22 protein-coding genes are annotated in these 24,265 nt (G+C 39.2%); 12 read left to right on the forward strand and 10 right to left on the reverse strand.

Going from position 1 to position 24,265, the window contains the following annotated elements:
* The first annotated feature begins 39 nt into the window (after positions 1–39).
* Positions 40–267 (forward strand): hypothetical protein, encoded by a 228-nt coding sequence (locus tag EJ994_RS10795; RefSeq protein ID WP_126592438.1) that lies wholly within the window; start codon positions 40–42, stop codon positions 265–267.
* Here EJ994_RS10795 and EJ994_RS10800 read toward each other — a convergent pair.
* From EJ994_RS10800 to EJ994_RS10810, 3 genes are all read right to left on the reverse strand, one after another.
* Positions 264–1,163, reverse strand: coding sequence for a universal stress protein (locus EJ994_RS10800; protein WP_126592439.1), 900 nt, complete (start codon positions 1,161–1,163; stop codon positions 264–266). The genes EJ994_RS10795 and EJ994_RS10800 overlap by 4 nt on opposite strands.
* Before the next feature lie 82 nt (positions 1,164–1,245).
* Positions 1,246–1,935, reverse strand: a complete 690-nt coding sequence (locus EJ994_RS10805; protein WP_410504178.1) for a Crp/Fnr family transcriptional regulator — start codon at positions 1,933–1,935, stop codon at positions 1,246–1,248.
* Positions 1,936–2,036: 101 nt separating this feature from the next.
* The gene (locus tag EJ994_RS10810; RefSeq protein WP_126592441.1) at positions 2,037–2,717 is read right to left on the reverse strand and encodes a Crp/Fnr family transcriptional regulator; all 681 of its coding nucleotides are present in this window, start codon (positions 2,715–2,717) and stop codon (positions 2,037–2,039) included.
* Between the two features lie 119 nt (positions 2,718–2,836).
* On the opposite strand from EJ994_RS10810, the gene EJ994_RS10815 reads away from it, so the two are divergent.
* From EJ994_RS10815 to EJ994_RS10855, 9 genes are all read left to right on the forward strand, one after another.
* Positions 2,837–5,233, forward strand: coding sequence for a heavy metal translocating P-type ATPase (locus EJ994_RS10815; RefSeq protein WP_126592442.1), 2,397 nt, complete (start codon positions 2,837–2,839; stop codon positions 5,231–5,233).
* A 70-nt stretch (positions 5,234–5,303) separates the two neighbouring features.
* Entirely contained in the window at positions 5,304–5,507 is a 204-nt protein-coding gene (gene ccoS, locus EJ994_RS10820) for a cbb3-type cytochrome oxidase assembly protein CcoS (protein WP_126592443.1), read from the forward strand.
* A 6-nt stretch (positions 5,508–5,513) separates the two neighbouring features.
* Positions 5,514–7,715, forward strand: a complete 2,202-nt coding sequence (gene ccoN / locus EJ994_RS10825) for a cytochrome-c oxidase, cbb3-type subunit I (RefSeq protein ID WP_126592444.1) — start codon at positions 5,514–5,516, stop codon at positions 7,713–7,715.
* Positions 7,716–7,811: 96 nt separating this feature from the next.
* The gene (locus EJ994_RS10830; RefSeq protein WP_126592445.1) at positions 7,812–8,003 is read left to right on the forward strand and encodes a CcoQ/FixQ family Cbb3-type cytochrome c oxidase assembly chaperone; all 192 of its coding nucleotides are present in this window, start codon (positions 7,812–7,814) and stop codon (positions 8,001–8,003) included.
* A gap of 80 nt (positions 8,004–8,083) precedes the next feature.
* Positions 8,084–8,965, forward strand: a complete 882-nt coding sequence (locus tag EJ994_RS10835) for a cbb3-type cytochrome c oxidase N-terminal domain-containing protein (RefSeq protein ID WP_126592446.1) — start codon at positions 8,084–8,086, stop codon at positions 8,963–8,965.
* A 69-nt stretch (positions 8,966–9,034) separates the two neighbouring features.
* Positions 9,035–10,453 carry a cytochrome c oxidase accessory protein CcoG gene (ccoG, locus tag EJ994_RS10840; RefSeq protein WP_126592447.1) on the forward strand — a complete coding sequence of 473 codons (1,419 nt, stop codon included), beginning with the start codon at positions 9,035–9,037 and terminating at the stop codon, positions 10,451–10,453.
* 13 nt (positions 10,454–10,466) lie between these two features.
* Positions 10,467–10,910 (forward strand): FixH family protein, encoded by a 444-nt coding sequence (locus EJ994_RS10845; RefSeq protein WP_126592448.1) that lies wholly within the window; start codon positions 10,467–10,469, stop codon positions 10,908–10,910.
* A 3-nt stretch (positions 10,911–10,913) separates the two neighbouring features.
* Positions 10,914–11,618 carry a sulfite exporter TauE/SafE family protein gene (locus tag EJ994_RS10850; protein WP_126592449.1) on the forward strand — a complete coding sequence of 235 codons (705 nt, stop codon included), beginning with the start codon at positions 10,914–10,916 and terminating at the stop codon, positions 11,616–11,618.
* Between the two features lie 8 nt (positions 11,619–11,626).
* Positions 11,627–12,118 (forward strand): GTP-binding protein, encoded by a 492-nt coding sequence (locus EJ994_RS10855; protein WP_126592450.1) that lies wholly within the window; start codon positions 11,627–11,629, stop codon positions 12,116–12,118.
* Between the two features lie 9 nt (positions 12,119–12,127).
* Here EJ994_RS10855 and EJ994_RS10860 read toward each other — a convergent pair whose 3' ends face one another.
* The 4 genes from EJ994_RS10860 to EJ994_RS10875 form a co-directional block, all read right to left on the reverse strand.
* Complete coding sequence (locus tag EJ994_RS10860; RefSeq protein ID WP_126592451.1) at positions 12,128–13,315, reverse strand: acetate/propionate family kinase; 1,188 nt, start codon at positions 13,313–13,315, stop codon at positions 12,128–12,130.
* A gap of 6 nt (positions 13,316–13,321) precedes the next feature.
* Positions 13,322–15,409 carry a phosphate acetyltransferase gene (gene pta / locus EJ994_RS10865; protein WP_126592452.1) on the reverse strand — a complete coding sequence of 696 codons (2,088 nt, stop codon included), beginning with the start codon at positions 15,407–15,409 and terminating at the stop codon, positions 13,322–13,324.
* A gap of 133 nt (positions 15,410–15,542) precedes the next feature.
* Positions 15,543–15,902 carry a pyruvate kinase gene (locus tag EJ994_RS10870; RefSeq protein ID WP_126592453.1) on the reverse strand — a complete coding sequence of 120 codons (360 nt, stop codon included), beginning with the start codon at positions 15,900–15,902 and terminating at the stop codon, positions 15,543–15,545.
* A gap of 98 nt (positions 15,903–16,000) precedes the next feature.
* The gene (locus EJ994_RS10875; RefSeq protein WP_099574071.1) at positions 16,001–16,459 is read right to left on the reverse strand and encodes a COG2426 family protein; all 459 of its coding nucleotides are present in this window, start codon (positions 16,457–16,459) and stop codon (positions 16,001–16,003) included.
* Between the two features lie 162 nt (positions 16,460–16,621).
* Here EJ994_RS10875 and EJ994_RS10880 point away from each other — a divergent pair, with 162 nt between their 5' ends.
* Positions 16,622–18,013, forward strand: a complete 1,392-nt coding sequence (locus EJ994_RS10880) for a Gfo/Idh/MocA family protein (RefSeq protein ID WP_126592454.1) — start codon at positions 16,622–16,624, stop codon at positions 18,011–18,013.
* Between the two features lie 2 nt (positions 18,014–18,015).
* Here EJ994_RS10880 and EJ994_RS10885 read toward each other — a convergent pair whose 3' ends face one another.
* From EJ994_RS10885 to EJ994_RS10895, 3 genes are all read right to left on the reverse strand, one after another.
* Positions 18,016–18,837 carry a universal stress protein gene (locus tag EJ994_RS10885; protein ID WP_126592455.1) on the reverse strand — a complete coding sequence of 274 codons (822 nt, stop codon included), beginning with the start codon at positions 18,835–18,837 and terminating at the stop codon, positions 18,016–18,018.
* Positions 18,838–18,854: 17 nt separating this feature from the next.
* Entirely contained in the window at positions 18,855–20,216 is a 1,362-nt protein-coding gene (gene hemN, locus EJ994_RS10890; protein ID WP_126592456.1) for an oxygen-independent coproporphyrinogen III oxidase, read from the reverse strand.
* A 73-nt stretch (positions 20,217–20,289) separates the two neighbouring features.
* Entirely contained in the window at positions 20,290–20,751 is a 462-nt protein-coding gene (locus tag EJ994_RS10895; RefSeq protein ID WP_126592457.1) for an Lrp/AsnC family transcriptional regulator, read from the reverse strand.
* 549 nt (positions 20,752–21,300) lie between these two features.
* Here EJ994_RS10895 and EJ994_RS10900 point away from each other — a divergent pair.
* Positions 21,301–24,261, forward strand: coding sequence for a TonB-dependent receptor (locus EJ994_RS10900; RefSeq protein WP_126592458.1), 2,961 nt, complete (start codon positions 21,301–21,303; stop codon positions 24,259–24,261).
* Positions 24,262–24,265: the final 4 nt, after the last annotated feature.

Genomic DNA, 24,265 nt, shown 5'->3' on the forward strand with positions numbered 1-24,265 from the left:
GGACAAGGCCATCTGTTTGAGGTAATTTTAAAATTAAAAATGAAAACCACAGTTTCTTTTTGGGTCGTACTCACCAGTTTTTTATTAGTGACCTTGGTAATAATGGTGGCTATGAACTTGCCCTTTAATTGGATTTTTTATGTGACTGTTGTAGGTCAGGGCTTACTTATTGCCATGGTCTATAGCATATTGACCGATAATTATAAAACGGCGAAAACTTTTGACGATTTTTATGAGGACCATCCTATTGGCAAACGTTCTACTTAATCAGAAAAAGATAGTGCTTTTGAATTTTTCTTATTGGAAGTGCCCATGCCCAATTCCGGTATAACCAACAACGGAATACGGGTATGAAATGCAACCCTTTTCACTACAGGCGCTCTGGTTAAGCGTTCCATATAACTATGAGGGTAATGCAACATGGCCAAAAGATGAATGTCCAGTTCTTGCGCGAATAACTCTAGCGTTTCCGAGACCGAGTTACATTCAGAAACCGTATGCACGTAATGCGCTACTTCTCCCAAATACTTTCGCAACATACCTAAATTAAAGCGTTGTAATTCCGTTAGCGCCTTGATTTTATGCTGCACATGAACAATACGCACGGCTGCCCCGAACGAAACCGCCAAATCTATCACAGGTTTTAGTTCGGAAATTGTATAAAAACGATTAAAATCCGTCGCAAATGAAATTTCGGACGGTTTTATGAACTCATAGTTTTGGGGGATTGCCAAAACAGGACAATTTTTAACCGCCTTTATTATTCTCACGGTATTACTACCCATAAAAACCTCTTCCAGGCCACTAGCTCCTTTAGTTCCCACCAAAACCAAATCTATGCCATGGTCGGCGACAATTTCAACAATTTCATCTACCAACAAACTAAAGGAAGAGATGGTCTTAAGAGTGTGCTTGTCATTTGGATATTGCCTTGCTATTGCAGAAAGGACATTTTTTAATCCCATTTTTGAAGCGCTGTGCGCAGAATTTGCCAAATGCCCTCCTTCTAAAGAAGCGGCTATAAATCTGCTACTAGAAATAGCCGGCGTATAGGTGTTAAGCAAATAGAACGTGCACTCCTCATCTTGTAAAAGCTTTAAGGCGTATTGTATAGCGTTCCATGCGTTGCTAGAAAAGTCTGTCGGAATTAAGATATACTTCATCTAAAATTGGTATTGTATACCGTAAAAGTAGCCCTGTTCAACCCTTGGAACTATGATAAATGTCAGGTTTTATACAAGACGATTAAAATCCATCGACCAAATTTTGAAGCGCTTTTTGGTCTAGAATGGCAATTTTTTTTCCAGATGCCTTAATGAACCCTTTCTTTTTGAATTCGGAAATGATTCTGATGCAAGACTCCGTGGCCGTGCCTACAACATTTGATATATCTTCCCTGGAAAGTGTCAACTTTAGGAAACCCTCCTCATCTTCACCAAAATTGTTCTTTAGATAAAGAAGGGCCTCTCCAATGCGTTGCTTTACCGTTTTTTGAGACATGTTTACGATAACATCATCGGCTTCTTTTAAATCATGTGCCATATGGCGCAGTACTTCTAAGGTAAAGTTAGGATTGGTATGTAGTGTATTTACGATTCCCTCTTTGGGTATAAAGCAAACCTCCATATCGTTAACCGCTACTGCACTTAAGTTAACGGACTCCTCTGCTACCACCGATCGCTGACCTATAACTTCGCCTTTACTGGCCAATTTTACAATCTGGTCTTTCCCATTCGCACTCAGTTTTGATAATTTAGAAACCCCAGCTCTTACGCAATATACGCCATCTAGCTTTTCTCCTTCTTCAAAAATAGCTTCTCCCTTCTTTATGGTTTTGCTCACTTTAGAATCGGATACTCGTTTCAATTCTTCCTTGTTCATAGCGCGCAAAGCATTGAATTTTCGTACAATACAATTTTCACAGCGGGTTTCCATTTCTTCACGTTCCATAACTACCGTTTGTTTACCTGACCCAGTAAAAATACAAGTTAACCAAAAACTAAAACCTTTAAAATTAAAGGTTTTAGTTTTTTATTTCACAAAAATGTACGGAGTTGATTATCAGAGATAATGGTAATCTTGCCTTTCTTTAAGGCTACTAAATGTGCTTTCTTAAAACGGGTTAGTATTGTTATGATATATTCACTGGATGTTCCTAAAATATTGGCCATATCCTCTCGCTTTAAGGTAATTCTTAGACTACCATCAGCATTTAACCCAAATTTAGTCCTCATATAAAGTAAAAGTCCTGCTAAACGTTTCTGAATACTCTGTCGGTTTTGATATACTTTCATTTTAAACTCTTGGTCCTCAAAGTCACTCAAAAATCCTCTTAATACATCAATACAAAAATTATTATTTCTTTCTAGATTCTTTAGTAGCGCACTTTTATCCAAACAACACAGTGTAGTATCGCTAATTGCGGTAGCAGTTACTAAAGCGCCTTTTTTTGTTATTAAGGAACGACGTCCCATAAGGTCACCTTTTCCAAGTAATCTGGTAATATGTTCTTTGCCTTTATCATCAAAAACAGAAAACTTACAGGCACCCTCATTAATGAAAAATAATTTTTGAAGTTGTTCGTTTTCAACAAAAACTACAGACCCTTTCCTTATTTGGCACATCTCGCTATTGGCGTTCAGTTTTTCTTTTTCTTTTATGGAAAGACTGTTCAAAAAATTCAACTGCTTTGCCTTACTAAGATTACAAGTTGTCATAAGTATTCAATTAAATTCTCCACAAAATTAATCTAGACTACCATCTTAAAACCTGACATATGTCATGTTTTAAAGTGCCCACAAACAAGAACTTTGTTTTAGGTATAAGCAAAGTTATTATGGATAAACAAAGTTGTTATCATTGCGGTGACGATTGTGAGCAGGTTTCAGTAACGTATGATGAAAAATGTTTTTGTTGCACGGGATGCAAGACGGTATACGAGATTTTTGCTTCTAACGATTTGTCCTATTATTATGATTTACAAGAAAGTGCTGGGGCTAGTCCTATCGAAGTTGAAGGAAAATATGATTTTCTCGATACTCCTACTATTGTTGAAAGATTAACGGACTTTAACGATAGTGATTTACAAATCGCAAATCTCTATGTACCACATATCCATTGCAGCTCCTGTATATGGGTCTTGGAAAATCTGAACAAGCTAAACCCCTTAATTAATAGCTCACAAGTAGATTTTCCGAAAAAAACAGTACGCATACATTATAACCCTACCCAAATTTCTTTAAAAGAAATGGTGCTGCTATTGGCTAAGATAGGCTATGAACCAACTATTTCCTTAGATGATTTTGATAACAAGAAAAAGGTAACGGATCGCAGTCTCACCTATAAATTAGGTGTTGCCGGCTTTGCTTTTGGTAATGTGATGTTCCTGTCGTTTCCGGACTATTTTGATCTTTCCTCGAGCGCCTCTACTGGCGGTGAGTTTTGGCTCAACGAATATGAAATTTTGTTCCGTTGGCTCATGTTCGCTTTTTCCTTACCAGTAGTAGGCTACGCAGGAAAAGACTACTTTACATCTGCTTTTAAAGGGCTTCGTTCGGGCATATTAAACATAGATGTACCTATTACGCTTGGCATTTTAGTCCTTTTTTTACGTAGTACCTTCGAGATTACATTTAATTTGGGAAGTGGTTTTTTTGATTCACTTACCGGATTGGTTTTCTTTCTTTTGTTAGGTAAATTTTTTCAGCAAAAAACCTATTCCTTTTTGTCCTTTGAGCGCGATTACAAATCCTATTTCCCGATAGCCGTAACAAAGATAAATCCCTCGGGCAAGGAAGAAACGACCCAGGTGCATGATATTGAATCGGGTGACAGGTTATTAATAAGGAACGAGGAATTGATTCCTGCAGATGGCATACTCCTTAAAGGGAATGCGATGATAGATTACAGTTTTGTTACCGGAGAATCGGAACCGCAACAAAAGCAATCTGGCGATAAACTTTTTGCTGGCGGAAAGCAGGTAAACGGGGTCATTGAAATGGAAGCTATGAAGTCGGTTTCTCAAAGTTATCTTACCCAGCTGTGGAGCAATGCTATTTTTAAAACCGATAAATCTAGTAGGTTTCAAACCTTAACGGATAGTATTGGGAAAAGATTTACGGTTACCGTATTATCCATTGCAGTCTTGGCCTCTTGTTTTTGGCTGTATTATGAACCTTCAAAGGCAATGAATGTTTTCACCGCAGTGCTCATCATTGCTTGCCCCTGCGCCATAGCATTGGCAGCACCATTTACCTTGGGCAATATGCTTCGGATTTTTGGTCGAAAAAAATTCTATCTAAAAGACACCCTGACCATTGAGCTACTTGCACAAATTGACACCGCAATTTTTGATAAAACAGGTACCATAACCAGCACAAAAACAAGTACAGCGACCTACGAGGGCATGCCCTTAAACCATGAAGAAGCGTCACTTCTAAAGAATACCCTACGTTCTTCTAACCATCCTTTAAGTAGAACCTTATATAATTTATTGGCAGAACAGGATATCTATCCCTTGGACGACTACGACGAGTATTTAGGCAAAGGTTTAATGGCGCGTAAGGGAGAAAACCGTATGAAAATAGGTTCTGCGGATTTTGTAGGCAATACTGATGTCAAAGGGCTTCTGGACACCGCTGTTCATGTCGCCAATAATGACAGTTATAAAGGTAGGTACATTTTTCATAATCAGTATAGGGAAGGTATAAGCGAAACCTTCAAAGCCATGTCCAAAAATTTGAGATTGGCCATTCTTTCCGGAGATAATGAAGGAGAAAAATCTAGACTGGAAAAACTCCTCCCAAAATTGACACCGCTCTATTTTAATCAAAAACCTGAGGATAAGCTCAAGTTTATTAAATCCCTACAAGAACAAGGACAAAAGGTGCTTATGGTTGGAGACGGGCTTAATGATGCCGGTGCTTTGGCCCAAGCCCATGTAGGTATTGCGATTTCAGAGAATACAAACGTATTTTCTCCTGCGTGCGACGGAATTATGGATGCCATAAAATTTAAAGAACTATACCAGTACATACAAGCCTCAAAAAAGGCCCTAAAAATTATAAGGCTCAGTTTTCTACTCTCGCTACTCTATAATAGTATAGGGCTGTATTTTGCGGTAACTGGTCAGTTAGAGCCTGTGATTGCGGCGATTTTAATGCCTTTGAGTTCTATTAGCGTCGTGGTTTTCGCTACCGTAACAACCAATCTTTTAGGAAGAAAATTAAAATAATAAAAACCTGACAAATGTCATATTTATTCATTGCTAGTCCATTTAGTTTTACATCAGAATTCAGGTAGGTATGAGTGTAATTTATGTGTTATTGGCCATCAGCATCAGTGTCGCTGTACTTTTTTTCATGGCTTTCATTTTTTCGGTAAAAAGTGGTCAGTATGACGATGCCTACACGCCATCGGTACGTATGCTGTTTGAAGATGAACTAGTAAAATCACAGGTTGGCGAACTACCGCCCGATATGGATATAAACACAGAACAAAATAACTAATCAACTATGGAAGTACAACAGTTTTATTACGATAACAAAATCGTAAAAAAGTTCATCTATGCTACAATGCTTTGGGGTATTGTAGGAATGTCCGTTGGCCTTTTACTGGCCTTTATGTTTATGTTTCCAAACATTACCGACGGTATATCTTGGCTAAGTTTTGGTCGTCTAAGACCTTTACACACCAATGCCGTCATTTTCGCGTTTGTAGGGAATGCCATTTTCGCTGGGGTGTACTACTCCACACAGCGCTTGTTAAAAGCTAGAATGTTCAGTGATTTCCTAAGCAACTTCAATTTTTGGGGTTGGCAATTAATTATCGTTGCCGCGGCGATAACGCTTCCATTAGGCTATACGACCTCTAAAGAGTATGCAGAACTAGAATGGCCCATTGATATTGCCATTGCCTTGGTTTGGGTAGCTTTTGGAGCAAATCTCATAGGCACAATGATCAAAAGAAGACAGCGCCATTTATATGTCGCTATTTGGTTCTATTTGGCCACATTCGTTACCGTTGCAGTGCTCCATATTTTCAATAGTCTAGAGCTTCCCGTAAGCGCGTTAAAAAGCTACTCGGTATATGCCGGCGTTCAAGATGCATTGGTACAATGGTGGTACGGACATAATGCCGTAGCGTTCTTTTTAACCACACCGTTCTTAGGTTTAATGTACTATTTTGTGCCTAAAGCCGCCAACAGACCGGTATACTCTTACAAATTATCCATTGTTCACTTCTGGTCCTTAATATTTATTTACATCTGGGCAGGACCGCACCATTTGTTGTATTCTTCTTTACCGGATTGGGCACAGAACTTGGGAGTCGCTTTCTCCATCATGTTAATAGCACCTTCTTGGGGAGGTATGATCAATGGGCTACTTACCTTACGAGGAGCTTGGGACAAGGTACGTACGGACGCTACTTTAAAATTTATGGTAGTGGCCATTACCGGCTATGGTATGGCAACGTTTGAAGGACCTATGTTGTCCTTGAAAAACGTAAACGCTATTGCTCATTTCAGTGATTGGATTATTGCCCATGTGCATGTTGGAGCCTTAGCTTGGAACGGGTTTATGACCTTTGGAATGATCTACTGGCTGGTTCCCAAAATGTTCAAAACAAGACTTGCCTCAACAGGTTTGGCAAATTTCCACTTTTGGATAGGTACCCTTGGTATTATATTATATGCACTTCCCATGTACGTAGCCGGGTTTACACAGGCACTCATGTGGAAAGACTTTAATCCTGATGGCACATTGGTCTATGGTAATTTCTTGGAAACCGTAAATGAAATTATGCCCATGTACTGGATGCGTGCCATTGGTGGCAGCATGTATATTATTGGTGCATTGGTCATGGTATATAATATTGTAATTACCATAAGATCAGGGAAAACCGTGGAGGATGAGTTAGCGGAGGCTGCGCCTTTGACTAGGGTATCCAAAAGAAGAACAGCCGGAGAAACCTTTCACACTTGGTTAGAGCGTAAACCTATACAACTAACTATTTTGGCTACCGTTGCCATTCTTATAGGAGGTATCATCCAAATTGTACCAACCATCCTAGTAAAATCTAACATTCCAACAATTACGAGTGTTACGCCCTATACACCACTAGAACTAGAAGGTAGGGACCTCTATATTAGAGAAGGTTGTGTGGGTTGCCACTCTCAAATGGTACGGCCGTTCCGTAGTGAAGTAGAACGTTATGGAGAATACGCCAAAGCAGGAGAATTTGTTTATGACCATCCATTTCTATGGGGTAGTAAACGTACTGGCCCGGATTTACTTAGGGTCGGAGGTAAATATTCCGATAACTGGCACTTAAACCATATGTATGATCCGCAGAGTACCTCATCAGGCTCCATAATGCCCTCCTACTCGTGGCTCGTACGAAACGAACATGACCGTAATGATGTAGCGAAAAAAATGGAAGCCATGGTCGCTTTGGGCGTTCCCTACACAGATGAGGATATTGCCAATGCGCAACAGCATATGAACGAACAAGCTACTCAAATTGAAAAGAACTTGTACACCGATCCCGATTTTGCCAAAAGTTATGAGGCAGACAAAAAATCGGCCGCTGCAAATGGTGAGCAATTTGTGGAAATGCGCAATAGGGAAATCGTGGCCATGATTGCCTACCTGCAACGTTTGGGGACAGATATTAAAATAAAAGGAACCAACGAGTTACTGTCAGAAAACAATTAAACAACGTAATGGACCAAGGATTTAAGATGTTAGATAAAACGCAGAATTTATGTTACAGCTCAAATCCAATGTCAACACTTTAAACAAGATACCGTTATGCTAAAATTTGTAAAAGGATATATGGAAAGTATAGATGGGATAGCCACCTACCCCATGTTATCACTGTTAATTTTCTTCATTTTTTTTGTCGTGCTTTTCGCTTGGGTGTTTACCGCATCAAAGGAGTACATAAAAGAAGTTAGTGAATTGCCATTGGACCAAACGAACCAACAGAACATAGAGTTATGAAATGAGGCTTGGCACTTTAAGACCTTTCTGTTTTACGATGCCTCTTTTCATTACAACTAGAAACTTTAAAACAAATACAGATGAAAAATATGTCACCTTGGTGGATTAGAATTCCACTTCTCTTCTTTACCATTTTTGGATTGATGGAGTATTTTATAGATTCCGGTGAGCAACCCGCCTTCATAGCTTTTCCTATGGCAGCCGCCTTCTTGGTTTTTATATTAATTCTATTGATCGCCATAGAGCTTATTCTTGCATCTATAGAGAACGTTATGTTCCAAACCTTATCGGATGAAGCTAAAGAGAAATATCTAGCGGCATCATCCAAAAGATGGGAATGGACTTGGGGCAAAAAGACCTACAAGAAGTTGTTGGGATCAAAACCTATTGAAGCAGAAGGAGAAATAATTCTTGACCATAACTATGACGGCATACGCGAGTTGGATAACAAACTACCGCCTTGGTGGGTGTACATGTTCTATGCTACCATCATTTTTGGGTTTATCTATTTGGCGCGCTTCCATGTATTCAATGGCTATGACCAAGACTTAGAATACGAACAGGAGGTGGCTGCTGCACAATTAGCGATTGAAGAGTACAAGAGAACCGCTAAAGACCTTGTGGATGTAAATACCGTTGAACTCTTAACTGATGCTTCTGATATAAACGCCGGAAAGACCATATTTCAGAACAACTGTGTAGCCTGTCATATGGCCGATGGTGGCGGTGGTATTGGTCCTAATCTCACAGACCAGAACTGGATTCTTGGTGGTGGCATCAAAAATGTGTTCAACACCATATCCGAAGGAGGTAGAGATGGTAAGGGAATGGTGGCATGGAAACAGATTTTAAAGCCTGCGGAAATAGCGCAGGTATCTAGCTATATCCTCACAGAAATTAACGGAACCACACCAGCCAATCCAAAAGCACCGGAAGGAGATATTTGGGTAGAAACTCCTTAGATGTTTTACGAGAAGACACTATTAGGCTCTTCAAAGAGCTATGTAATCGTAGTTAATGCAAATTAGGTAATGGCACAAGGTCAAGAAAATTTTAGGGACTCCATCGGAACTATAAACGAGGAGGGAAAACGCGCTTGGGTGTTCCCTAAAAAACCTAGTGGTAAATTCTATACCTATCGCAAATATGTTAGTTATGTGCTATTGATTTTTCTTTTGGCGGCCCCATTCGTGAAAATCAATGGTAACCAGTTTCTAATGTTCAATGTACTGGAAAGGCGTTTCAATATATTCGGTTTTCCATTTTGGCCGCAAGATTTTCACTTGTTTGTAATTTCCATGATCATCGGTGTTATTTTCATTGCGCTATTCACGGTTGCCTTTGGCCGTATTTTTTGTGGGTGGATGTGTCCACAGACCATTTTCATGGAAATGGTGTTCCGTAGGATTGAATATTGGATAGATGGCGACCGCGGCGCCCAAATAAAATTGGACAGACAACCCTGGAATGCGGAAAAAATAAAAAAAAGGACCCTTAAAGGTCTGATTTTCTTTATCATTTCCTTCCTCATCGCAAACGTCTTTTTAGCCTATTTAATAGGGAGTGACAAGCTTATGAGCTACATCATTGATGGCCCTTTTAAGCATTGGAGCACACTTATCTCCTTATTGATTTTTACCGCAGTGTTCTATTTCGTTTTCGCATGGTTTAGAGAACAAGTCTGCATCATTGCTTGCCCTTACGGAAGGATGCAGGGCGTTTTATTGGATAATAAATCTATAGTCGTCGCCTACGACCATAAAAGGGGCGAAGCGGAAAAGGGGCGGAAAAAATGGCGTAAAAACGAAGATAGGGAGGCATTAGGACACGGCGACTGTATTGACTGTTTTCAATGTGTCAATGTTTGTCCTACAGGGATAGATATTAGAAATGGAACACAGTTAGAATGTGTAAACTGTACCGCCTGTATTGACGAGTGCGACACGATTATGGAAAAAGTAAACCTTCCAAAAGGCCTGATCAGGTATGCAAGTGAAGATGAAATCACCAAAAAGGAAAAGTTTAAATTTTCGCCCAGACTTAAAGGATATACCGCTGTTCTATTCATATTAATAGGCGTTCTGGCAGGAATGCTGTTTCTCCGGAATGATTTAGAAGCCAATATATTACGCTTGCCAGGACAATTGTATGAGCACAAAGAAGGAGATATTATTAGTAATGTATATACATACAAACTAATGAACAAGACTACAGAGGCCGTCCCCGATGTTAACTTTAGGCTCCTTTCACATGAAGGAATTGTAAAAGTAGTACGCACCAAAAACTTTGTAGTACCTGCTCAGGATCTAGCAGAGGGCACTCTCTTTATAGAAATTGATAATGCCGCGGTTAAAAGCGATAAGGAAAAAGTTAAGGTAGGCGTTTACAGCGGTGATAAGTTGATTGAAACCACACTATGCGCCTTTATGGCACCAAGGAGTTACAAATAAATAAAATAATATTATGAAAATTAATTGGGGAACCGGAGTAGTATTGGCCTTTATTGGTTTTATCTCGTTCATACTTTTTTTCGTTTTTAAAATGAATATGGACAACAGATCTAACCATGATTTGGTCACAGAAGATTATTACAAGGATGCATTGAATCATCAAACTGAAATAAATGCGCAAGTAAATGCGAATAATGCCGATAAAATCTTAATTGAAAAAACAGCGGAAGGCTTACTTCTGATATTTCCGGAAACCATAGACCTAAAGGAACTAGAAGGAACAGTGTCCCTATACAGACCATCTAATAAACAATTGGATTTTGACTTACCCATAAGTTTATCCAATACACATTTGCTCATACCTGACAAACGTTTGTTAGATGGTCGCTGGGACATTAAAATAAATTGGAAAATCAATGAAGATTCCTATTTGCAAAAAGAAAAAATAACCTACTAAAAAATGCTCTTAACAGCCATTTTATTGGGTTTTATGGGAAGTTTGCACTGTATTGGAATGTGTGGGCCCATCGCTTTTATGCTTCCTGTGGAAAGAAATAACCCGATAAAGAAGTTTAGTCAAATCTTACTGTATCATACGGGAAGACTACTTGCATATGGGTTAATTGGCCTCCTGTTCGGACTTTTAGGAAAAGGCCTTTATGTCTTTGGCTTACAACAGAAATTGTCTATTGGCATTGGCGTTCTAATGATTGTCCTAGTACTGATACCCACAAGAACATTAGCCAACTATAATCTTTCTAAACCGGTTTATAGATGGATATCAAAAGTAAAAACAAGATTAGGCAAAGAACTGCAAAAGAAGACCGCGGACACTTTTTTAACCATAGGCATCCTAAACGGTTTTCTTCCCTGCGGGCTGGTGTACATGGCAGTGTTCGGAGCAATAGCCATGGGAGATATCGCCAAAGGAAGTGTATTCATGATCCTATTCGGAGTGGGTACCATACCTTTAATGACTACAGCCATATATTTTAGTGGTTTTTTAAAAGGTGGAGTAAAAAAACGTGTTCAAAAACTCATTCCGGTTTTTATTATCGCTATGGGAATCTTATTTATTCTGAGAGGACTGGGACTTGGTATTCCTTATGTTTCCCCAGAACCTGTGTCAGCACTAGTTTCTTCTCAAATAGAATGTCATCCTTGAACTAGGTCATGAGCGTATTACCCAACGATATTGTTTTACGTCCAAGATTTCAATTGGAACTATCCCATCCTAAGGACAACGTACTTTCCAATTTTGAGCAATCTAAAAAGCCACCGTTTTTGGTAAAACGTGTAGATGAGCATCTATTTATAAAATTCAACCAAGAACAGCATCATTTTTGGTCGCCTCAGCTACATCTAGAAATTGATGAAATAGATAAAAACAACTGTAAACTCTACGGGGTATTTGGTCCCAATCCCACACTTTGGACCTTCTTTATGTTTCTGCATTTTGCAGTAGCAACCGTATTTGTCATTTTGGCGATATGGGCTTATTCTAGTGCCGCTTTGAATAAACCATATGACTTACAAATAGGATTAATGGTCTTTATGGTCTTTTTATGGTTTGTACTCTATGTACTGGGTAGGGTGGGAAAACGAAAGGGGAAACCTCAAATGCAGGAATTATATGGGTTTATGATGAATGTATTAACGATTTAAAAGAAGCGCTTAGGCATTCATTAATTCAAACGCCTGTTTAGCAATTTCTAATTCCTCATTTGTGGGCACGACCAAAATCTTTACCCGGGAGTCTTCATGCTGTATTTCCTGAATACCATCGGTACGTTTTTGATTCTTTTTTAAATCGATTTTAATTCCTAGGCCATCCATATTTTCGCAGACCATGGCACGGAGTAAACTGGAATTTTCACCGATACCCGCTGTAAATAACAGGGTATCAACACCGTTAAGGACTGCTATATAACTACCAATAAATTTCTTGATACGATAGGCCATCATATCCAATGCCAATTGACAGTCTTGGTTGCCGTTTGCTGCTTGCGTTTGTACGTCCCTTAAATCGGAATATCCTGTAATTCCTAACAGGCCGCTTTGCTTTTGCAACAGCTCGTTTGCTTCTTGGGAAGTCATTTTAAGACTGTCCATCAGGAAAAAAACTACGGATTGGTCAATATCACCACTGCGTGTTCCCATTAGGAGTCCGTTGGTGGGTCCAAAACCTAAGGAATGGTCCACACTCTTTCCATCCTTAACAGCGGTAATACTACAGCCATTTCCTAAATGAATACTTATTATTCTAGAAGCTGATTTGTTCAGATAATCAATTGCCTTTTCAGAAACATAGTGGTGACTTGTGCCATGAAAACCATATACCCGAATATGCTCCCTATCGGCAAGCGCTTTGGGTATGGCATACCGGTACGCTTTTTCGGGTAGCGTTTGATGAAAGGCCGTATCAAACACCGCAACTTGAAGGGCGTTCTTAAAGATTTCTGCCGCTACTTTTATTCCCGTGGCGTTAGCGGGATTGTGTAATGGCGCCAATATTGACAAACGTTCAATTTCGGCAAGAACAGATGCATCAATCTTGGCGGGTTTATTAAAATGTTCCCCACCATGTACCACACGATGGGCGACAAGAGCAATTTCTTCCGCCGTGTTCAATACTCCATTATCCGCATCCATCAAAAGCGTAGTTATCGCTTCTAATCCCTCCTTATGACTAAAAACCGCTTTCTCCTTGGACAACGAAATAGCCTTGGTTGTATAATGTATCTTCGCATTTTTGTGCCCAATACGTTCCACCAGACCTTTACACATAATTATTTCGGAAGGCATTTCAATAATCTGAAACTTAATGGACGAACTTCCTGAATTTAAGACCAGTATCTGCATAGGATTTTAACTTTCTTGTGCTTGGATGGCGGTAACGATTACCGTGTTAAAAACATCGTCCACGGAACAACCGCGACTTAAATCGTTTACCGGTTTATTAAGACCTTGAAGCATTGGCCCAATAGCTAGGGCACCTGTTTCTCGCTGCACTGCCTTGTAGGTATTGTTCCCCGTATTCAAATCCGGAAATATGAGTACAGAGGCCTGACCGGCCACCAAAGAATCCGGCAACTTACTTTTACCTACCAAGGGGTCTACTGCCGCATCATATTGTATGGGACCCTCTATCTGTAAATTAGGATGTTCACTTTTTACGATTTCGGTTGCCTTTCTTACCTTGTCTACATCTTCGCCCTTTCCAGAACTTCCCGAGGAGTAGGATAGCATGGCAATTTTTGCTTTAATACCAAATCTTTCGGCAGAAGCAGCTGAAGAGATTGCAATTTCAGCCAATTGCTCCGCAGTTGGGTTAGGGTTTATGGCACAATCACCAAAGACGGACACCCTATTTTCCAAACACATAAAAAATACGGAAGAAACTACCTTTATGCCCGGTTTGGTCTTTACGAATTGTAACGCCGGCCTTATGGTATGCTGGGTGGTATGTACGGCACCGGATACCATTCCGTCCGCATGTCCTTGATACACCATCATAGTCCCAAAATAGGAGACATCTAGCATGGTGTCCCTTGCGACGTCCATATTGACACCTTTGTGCTTTCTAAGCTCACAAAAGGTTTCCGCATAATTTTCAAAGTTTGGCGAGCGTGCCGGGTCAATACAATTAAGGTGAGAAATATCTATCCCCAATTGCATAGCCTTTTTCTCTATTTTTTCTGGATCTCCCAAAAGCGTTATCTCTACGATTCCTAAACCGCCTAGTTCACTGGCTGCTTCCAATATGCGAGCGTCCTCTCCCTCTGGCAATACAATATGTTTCTTTTGTGTCTTGGCCCGTTGTAATAGATTGTATTGAAACATTCTTGGTGTAATGCTTTTAGGCTCAAAAGTTTTCAGTCGTTCTAGTAATACCTCACCATTAATATGGGTGTTGAAAAGTGCTATTGATGTAGCAATCTTTTGCTTACTTTTCGCATAGATTTTTGATTTAATATTACCTACGGAATTGGTAGTCTCAAAAGTTCCCTGCTGCACGGAGATGATAGGAACATGGGTTTCAAAACCTTCCAAAAGCTTTATGATAGATGGTTCCGGCAAAATGCCTCCGGTAAGCACAATACCAGAGATGGTAGGATAATTATCCGAAAGGTTGGCCTGCAAAGCACCAAGAATGATATCTGACCGATCTCCCGGGGTAATGACCAAACTATTATCCCTAAGATGCGTTAAGTAATTATGTAACTGCATGGCCCCTACTCCAAAACTTCCCGTCTGGTTATCTAAATTCTCTTTTCCAAAAAGCACTTTCCCGTCAAGGGATTCTAAAATCTCGTGTAATGTTGGGTGCGATAGATTTTTAACCCTCGGAACTGTAAACGGAATCGTTTTATCCTTCAATTCTTCAAGTAGCCTTTCGTGAACTACATCCGTATTTTCCGGACGCACCTTATTGGCCACTACGCCTAGAATTTCTATTCCTTTTTGAATATAGGTATTTACCGCAGATTCTAGATTTCCGCAAAACTCTTCAAGAGCTTTACCCTTGGCATTATCTATTAAAATAACGGGCGTGCCCAGATTTTTTGCGATATCTATGTTCAAATCGAATTCGATAATACTACCGTCACTAGAAAAATCACTTCCTTCTACAAGAATAAAATCAAACCTTTCTTCCAGCTGTTTGAACTTTGCTATAATAATGTCTAGAATATCGCCTTGTCTACCATCATTGAACATATCTACAACCTGACTTTGCGTTAAAGCATAGGCATCTTCGGCATTAATATCCAAATCAAAATGAGAGATTACCGTGTTGATATGATTGTCAATTTTTCCTTTTGCCACATCATCAATAACAGGTCTGAAATAGCCTACTTTAGCCATCTTACCAAGCAAAAGTTGCATTAAACCGAGAACAACTAAAGATTTACCGCTATGGGATTCTAATGTGGCAACATAAAGGGCTTTTGTCATTATTCGAAGGTGCTGATTTGAAAAAATAAAGATATGGTTTTTGCCACACTGCAGTACAACAATCAGAATCAAAACAAGTAAAAAGCCAGTAGGTAATTAAAGCTTATAGATTTACATAGTTGATTACCTACTACTATTTTACATCTACTACAGGTGCATTCAAGTTTTCAAAAATCTGCCGTTTCTCTTCTAAAGTAAACTCTTTGGAAGCAAACCATTCATGGATTTTAATTTTTTCGTTTTCTATTTGGGCATTTCTAATAGCTTGTAAGGAAACGATATGCCAATGCGTACCCTTTTTTCTGGAAACGGAATAACCTACATCTTCTATGATGTAGGATGGTTTAGGTCTATTCACCAATCGTACTCCATTTTTTAAAACGGCCAAAGTTTCTGTTAGTGCCACAACCTCCGAAAAAGAATACCGTGCAAAATCATCGAACCCATCTTTAGCGACATTATAGACTTTATCTCCTATCTTAAGTTTATACATATATAAAAAAGATGCTAAACTAAAAACAGTGTAGGGTTCTTGGAAGAAAGACCGCACTTACTTATTCACAAAATTTATAAAGTCAAAATTTCTGGGTATTAGCCCATACCTTTCATGGTAAGCAAGGTAGTTGACCAGACAATGACCGACGAAAAGAATATTCCGATAGCATTGGCCGCAAAAGCTTTTTTCTTCTCTATTTTGAACAAATAACTAGCGATACTACCAGCGTATACTCCAGTTCCAGGTACCGGGAGCATCACAAAGAAAATAAGGCCATAAAAGCCGTATTTTTTAATCTTATCCCCAGAACCAACTTTTGCTTTTCTGGCCACGTAAATGGCAGATTTTTTGTAAAAATCCCATTTAAGCATTGACTTGTTCAGGTATTTTAAAAAAAAGTGCATAATTGGGAATACCAATAAATTAGCCACAAAACATACTAGGAATACAGCATAACTATTCACCCCTTTTAAAAGACCATAGGGAATACCCACCTTAGCTTCTCCAAAAGGGGAAATACTCCACAACGCAGCTATTATAAGATCAAGTATCACTAGTGTTGTTTTAGGAATCGGTAAAATTACGTCTCAAATCACTTAAAACAGCTTATAAAATCATAAATAATCTTTAAAAGAAACCGTGTATAGCCAATACTTTTAAATTCCCTATTTTAGAACTATCTACAGTACAGTAGTATTCCACCTAATTCGCTTGATATGAAAAAAAATAATTCTAGAAGATCTTTCTTAAAAAAAGCATCACTCACCTCCGCTGCGCTAACAGCATCACCTTTTATTCTTACTTCACAAGAGGATGAAAAAATACTGCTCTCAAGAAATTACAATGAACCTAAATACACAGCGAACGACCATATTAATCTTGCATTAATCGGGGCCGGAATTCAAGGCATATATGATACGCAAGCAGCACTTGGAGTTCAAGGTATTAAGCTAGTTGTGGCCTGTGACCTCTATTTAGGAAGACTTGACAGGGCGAAAGAATTGTGGGGAGATGCCATCTTTGTAACGCAGGACTACAGAAAAATTTTAGAAAGAAAAGATATTGACGCTGTTATTGTAGCAACACCAGACCACTGGCACCAAAAAATTACAATCGACGCACTAAATGCAGGGAAACACGTCTATTGTGAAAAACCGATGGTACAAAAATTTGAAGAAGGGCAGGCGATTATCGAGGCTCAGAAGAAAAGTGGTAAAATATGTCAGGTAGGTAGTCAAGGAATGTCGTCCTTAGGAAACGAAAAGGCAAAACAGTTATATGAGGATGGCGCCATAGGCGATATTGTTATGTTGGATATGTACAACGACCGTTATTCCGCAGAAGGTGCATGGCAGTATCCCATTCCGCCAGATGCTAATAAAACCACCATAGATTATGATACTTTTTTGGGAACCGCTCCAAAAGTACCTTATGAGCTAAAACGCTTTTTTAGATGGCGGAATTATCAGGATTATGGCACGGGTGTCGCCGGTGATTTATTCGTTCATGCCTTTTCCACATTAAACCACGTAATTAGTTCACACGGACCAAATAGGGCACTCGCCACAGGTGGCCTACGCTACTGGAAAGACGGAAGAGATGTACCCGACGTGACCATTACCCTTTATGATTATCCCAAAACGGAAACACATGCGGCATTCAATGCAGCTTTTAGAATAAACTTCATTGCTGGAAACGGCGGTGGAGGTGGTTTTAAGTTAATTGGCACGGAAGGTGAAATGGAGGTAGGCCAGAATCAGGTTAAATTAACCCGTTCTAAGCTAGGCAGAGTCCCCGGAAGTTACTCCCTTATTGCCTATACGGAAGAAACGCAAGAGAAAATCAAAACCGCTTATGCCAATAAAAATTTAGAGTCACGTAAGAACAACCTAAGTACGGGCACTACCACTTGGGAGGCGCCCCATAATTATAAGGGAGGCCATTATGACCATTTTTATAACTTTTTTTCGGCTATTCGCACTAACGGAGCGGTAATACAAGACCCTACCTTTGGTCTTAGAGCTGCAGGGGCGGCACTACTTGCAAACAAGAGTTATTTTAAAAACAGACCGGTAGATTGGGACCCAACAAAAATGAAATTGTTATAACATCAGATTTTGAATGTTACCACCGGTAAAACGGAATGATTGGCTACATCTTCACCAATACTTCCCATGAAGAAGTGGGATAGCCCTTTACGACCATGAGTGGGTATTCCGATAAGGTCCGCATTACTCATCGCGGTAAAATTGAGAATTCCGCGTTCTACGTTATAGTCATTATAAATCGCTATCAACACATCATGGCCAACAGTACTACAGAACGAGGCTATTTTCTCTTGAATTTCCGCAGTACTTAAAAAATCATCTCCTGGAGTATTAATGTATACCAATTTCAATTCTGCTGAAAAGGTATCCGCTATATATTTTGCACGTTGAAAAGCATGAATGTTTTCCTCTTTTAAATCACAGGCGAAGACCATTTCTTTTGGACTAAAATGTTCTATTTTGGTTTTAATGACCATTACCGGAATATCCGAATGACGCACTACCTTTTCGGTATTTGACCCAATGAAGATCTCTTTTAACCCATCACTTCCCGTACTACCCATGACAATTAAGTCCGCATTATGATCTTCCGCCACCTGACTTACTTCACTGAACACCTTAAAATGTTTTATGATGGGCACCACTTTAATAGGCTGTAAATAGGTTTTATCTAAAAAATCGCTTAATCGTTTCTCGGCCAGTTTAATTAGAAATACGGTCTGTTCAGGATGAAAACCTTCACTGGAAGATAAAATAGCCTCGTTCAGTTCTAACATATGCAGCGCATAGACCGTTGCGTCATTTTTTTCTGCAATACTAGCGGCCACCTGTAAGGCATTATCCGATTGGTCCGAGAAATCTATAGGAACAATTATGTTTTTCATAGGTCAATTATTTAAAATTAGATGGTCATAGAAAATAATCGCGTTTCCGGTTTTCTTTCATGAAGTTTACGGTCAAATGCCATACAAATATTGCGTATAAAGGGTTGGCCTGCTTCATTTACCCTAAGTTGTCTCGGCGTTATCTCTATTAATCTGTCATGCTCCAGCTCCTTCAATTCATCCAAAACAAAGGGTAAGTCGGCAAAAAACATCTCCTCGTTAAACCAGGAGGTTTCAAAATTGCACATGAGATTAAGGATATGTTTTCGTATTACCTGGTCTTCCTTGGTAAGAAGATGGCCCTTGAAAATTGGGATCACATTATTTGCCACCAAGTGTTGGTACTCTTCCACACTTTTTACATTTTGAGCGAAGCCGTACCAACTATCGCTAATACTTGAGGCGCCCAGACCTATCATCAATTTTGTTCTAGAGGCCGTATATCCCATAAAATTTCGGTGCAATCTTCCTTCAACGGAAGATGCATACAAACTATCTGTTTTTAAGGCGAAATGATCCATACCCACTTCCTCATAACCCAAATAGCCTAGCAAGTTCTTACCGTCTTCATATTGTCTACGTTTTTCTTCTGGTGATGGTAAATCAGAATCCTTATAACCTCTTTGTCCATTTCCCTTTAGCCAAGGTACATGAGCGTAGCTGTAAAAGGCCAATCTATCGGGCATTAAGGATTTTGTCTTCAGTATAGTTTTAGCCACATGGGCCATGGTTTGATATGGCAGACCAAAAATGATATCATGGCCTACGGAGGTATATCCTATCTCTCTTGCCCAATTCGTTACGTTAGCTACATTCTCAAAAGGCTGTACCCTATTGATGGCTTTTTGAACAGTTTCATTGTAATCCTGTACGCCATAACTCACGCGCTTAAAGCCTACGTCATGTAATGCCTGTAAATGCTCCTTCGTGGTATTATTTGGATGCCCTTCAAAACTAAACTCATAATTTTCTGCTCTATCTGCCTTTTTAAAGATTTCGTTGATGAGCAATTTTAGATTCTCGGGACTAAAAAAAGTTGGTGTCCCCCCACCCAAATGAAGTTCCTTGACCTTGGGTTTTTCTTCAAGGAGGTCCAAATAGAGGGACCATTCCTTTAAAAGCGATTTAATATAGGGCAACTCTACATCGTGTCTTTTTGTAATTCTTTTATGACAGCCACAAAAAGTACACATATTCTCACAAAAAGGTAGATGAATATATAAACTTATCCCTTCTTTAGAATTTGACTCCCCAAAGCTTCCTTGAACTGATGCCGACCACTTCTTACCAGAAAACTCCTTTATGTTCCAGTAAGGTACCGTTGGATAACTTGTATATCTGGGTCCGGGAACATTGTATTTTTGAACAAGACTGCACATATGACTATAAAATTTTATACAAATCTATAGGCTGTGCTTGTTAGAAAATATGATAAATGTCAGTCTAATAATACTATCCGGACAAATCGATATGGCGAGTCAAATTCTGTTCGACCGATATAAAGGAATCAACACCTTTAATTCCCTCAACGGTAAGAATAGCATCCTGATAAATTTCTCGGTAGTGGATACTGTCCCTCGTATGCATTTTAATAAATATATCATACTTACCGGTTACATGGTGTACTTTAACTACCTCCCTTATTTTAATAAGGTTTTCTATGACCTGCTTGTACAAAGTAATTTTAGTAAGGTAGATTCCTAAAAAAGCAGTAAAATTCCAACCCATAACGGTGTAATCTAAATTTAAAGAGGCCCCAAGTATTAGGCCCATCTCACGCATTTTTTTTATGCGGGTGTGTACTGTTCCAGGAGATATGATTAACGTCTTAGCAACTTCAGTGTAAGGAGTCTGCGCATCTTCAGCAAGGATGGACAGAATATTGAAATCTACTTGGTCTAATTTATTCTTCACATCTAAAGGTTAATTAGGAATTTTGAACATCACTTTGTTTGAACATCACTTTGTTTGAACAATTATCAATTTAACTAAACTTATTTTTGTTTTAGTAAATTTAATTTAACCAAATTTAATTTTTAGTTATTATTTGATAATATAAATGTCATTTTAATGATAATATTTTAAAATAATCTTCTCAAAATATAAATGTCATAAAAATGTCTTTGCCCAAAATTTTATCAAAAAAACAGCTTTCTAAAATTGAAAATGTATGAATTTGCCATATCGATAGAAAAAATGAAAAAAGTTATCGATATGATAGGTTTTAAATCAATAATCTTAATGAAATCGGAACTTCCCAGAGGTTATCAGTTTTATTTTATGATGAAGTCTTATTAATATTGTTCGTGACAGAATTGAAACTTAAAATCAATTCTGTCATAGTAAAGTGTCCGGAACTTTTCTTTTAACATACACCAAAAAAATCATTCTTAATTGTATTACGCTTTTATGAACGGTAAGGGTATGGAAATTTGAGTAATAACTGACTAAACCTCAAGACTTATGAAGAAAGTTTTATTTGTATCATTTTTTTTAAGTGCAATTATAAATGTATATGCACAAGAAATTACAGTATCCGGAAAGATTTCAGATGCAACGGGTGCCTTACCCGGAGTTAATGTTAGGGTAAAGGGAACTACCAAAGGTGTAATCTCGGATTTTGATGGTAACTATACTATTGATGCTTCCGGTACGGGAACTTTGATTTTTTCCTATTTGGGATATGCCACCAAAAATATTGCGGTCAATAATCAGACCAACATAGATGTAACATTGCAAGAGGCGGCAGAACAACTTACGGAAACCATAGTTGTTGGATCAAGAGGGCAATCACGTACCAAATTGGAAACTGCTGCTCCAGTAGATGTTATCAGTGTAAGTAAACAGGCCGTTAATATGCCGCAATTAGACATTGCATCACTCTTGGTAGCGTCCGTACCCTCATTTACTGCTGTGCAATCCCAAGGCGGTGACCTTAGTGCATCCGTAAATCCACCAACTCTAAGGGGATTGGGACCAAACCAACTTCTGGTACTCATTGATGGAAAAAGAAGACACAGTGGCGCGCAGTTGATAGCCTCACCGAACGGCTCACAAGCAAACTCTGTAGATTTGTCCTTTATACCGCTAGATGCCATAGATCGTGTGGAAGTTTTAAGAGACGGTGCTTCGGCCCAATATGGTTCAGATGCTATAGCTGGTGTAATGAATTTTATCACCAGAAAAGGAACTAATAGATTTACAGCGAATTACACTGCGGGTTTCTATTCTAACACCACGCCTAACACCGAGGGAACCAGCATTAGTGAGTCTGACCAGGCGTTATTAGAGGATAATGGAGGTGTTGACGGTATAACCCATCAATTGGGTGCAAATTATGGAGTAACCTTTGAGAATGGTGGCTATCTTAACGTATCGGGTACTTACAGACAAAATGAAATAGCAATCCGCCCTAATATTAGTGGTTCTACACCTTACGGAGATTCATATCTGAACAATGAAAGAACGGATGAACGGGGCAATATCATCATTACCAACCCTGAGCTACTGGCCGCCCAAACTGCAGGGAATACGGCTTTGGCCGCTGAACTTCAGACAAATGATGGTTTACTTTCGGCCAGAGGCCTTACCGCTAGAGATATTTCTACCTTTGCAGGACTGCCCGCCAGCCAGTTAGGTGTAGTAAATTATAGTTTAGCATTACCATTATCCGCTGACTCGGAAACCAGTTTCTATTCTTTTGGAGATTTCGGATATAAAAATTCAGACCTTCTAAGTTGTTTTTACAGAAGACCGGCACAAACTGATCGTTTCAACTTTGACCTATATCCCAATGGGTTTAGGCCTCAGATGGTAAATACTCAGACCAATATTGGATTTACCGCAGGTATCGAAGGGAAACTTGGAGATTGGGACTTTGATTTCAGTAACACCTACGGTAAAAATAAACAAGTTTATACTCAGTTCAATACCTTTAATGCCAGTCTACAGTCAGAATCGCCTACAGAGATGGATCTTGGCACGCATAGCTTTTTTCAAAATACGGCCAATTTTGACATGAGCAAGTACTATGATGATTTTCTTTCTGGATTTAACATCGCTGTCGGAGCCGAGTTTAGAGTTGAGAATTATATCATAGAAGCTGGTCAGTCAGAGAGTTTTGAAGCAGGCGATGCAGGTTTATTCACTGCTACAGAGGATAACCAAGCCCTTATTGGACCAGATGGTTTTCCTTTGACAGATTTGAACGGGAATCCTATACTTGGTAACGATGGTAATGCATTAGTGCTTCCCTTTGGAGGCGTTAGTTCTTTTCCTGTCCATCAGCATAGTCCAAATTCTCAGTGTTTTAGAGGATTTGCCCCTGAAAATGAGGCAAACGAATTTAGATCGGTTACGGCCCTTTATTTGGATACGGAACTTGACGTGACCGATAAGTGGTTCGTAAGCGGAGCTTTGCGAACGGAACAATACACAGATTTTGGTGGTGTTTTCACTGGAAAATTCGCCACACGTTATAAAATTACAGATAATTTTGCTCTTAGAGGTTCACTAAGTTCGGGATTCAGGGCTCCATCCTTGCAAGAGCTCAACTATTCGCACACTTTTACCTTTTTCGTTGATTTGGTACCGTTCGATGGCACCGTATTTCCTAATGGAAGTTCCGCTGCACAGGCGATTGGGATTACAGCTCTACAAGAAGAAAAATCCACAAACTTTGGCGTAGGTTTTACCGCAAAACTTTTCAACAAAATAGACCTGACCGTAGATTATTTTGATATACAGATTTCGGACCGTTTGTTTGACACTGGGAATTTCAGTGCTACCGATGCTCCAGCTTTAGAACCCATTATTGGTTCGGGTTTGGCCAGCTTTCGCATAAACGGAGGTGACATTAGCACAAAGGGTCTTGAAGTTGTAGCAAATTATAATGAGCGTATTGGTGATGGATTTTTAGGTGTTATGTTCTCAGGAACATTTATGGACAGAACTTTTGAAGGAGCCAACATTCCTAATTTAAATACGGTCCTTTCTGATGAAGATCTTGAAGCTAGGTATATAGATAGAGCGGTGATAGGACAATACGAAGTTGGTAACCCGAACACGACTATGATTGCTTCTGTGTCTTATTCCCTAGGAAGGTGGTCTGCCAATTTAAGAGGTACTTATTTTGGAGAAGTATCCCGACTTGATGACGGCCTAGGCACCCTAGTAGACGAAAATTTTCCTAATGCGGGAACTCAAGGATTTTCAGATCAAACATTTTCGGCTCAGTTCGTAAACGATATCGGCGTAACCTATCAATTTTCGGAAAACTTAGCTTTCACCCTTACAGGTCAAAATATTTTTAATCAATATCCTGATATACGAAGACAAGAGGAAAGAGGCTTTCTCCTCTATAATGGTGGGCAACAAGGTGCGTTAGGCGCTTTTTATTCAGCAAGAGCAACTTTTAGTTTCTAAAACA

The sequence above is a fragment of the Maribacter sp. MJ134 genome, assembly GCF_003970695.1.
In the GTDB taxonomy this organism is placed as follows: Bacteria; Bacteroidota; Bacteroidia; order Flavobacteriales; family Flavobacteriaceae; genus Maribacter.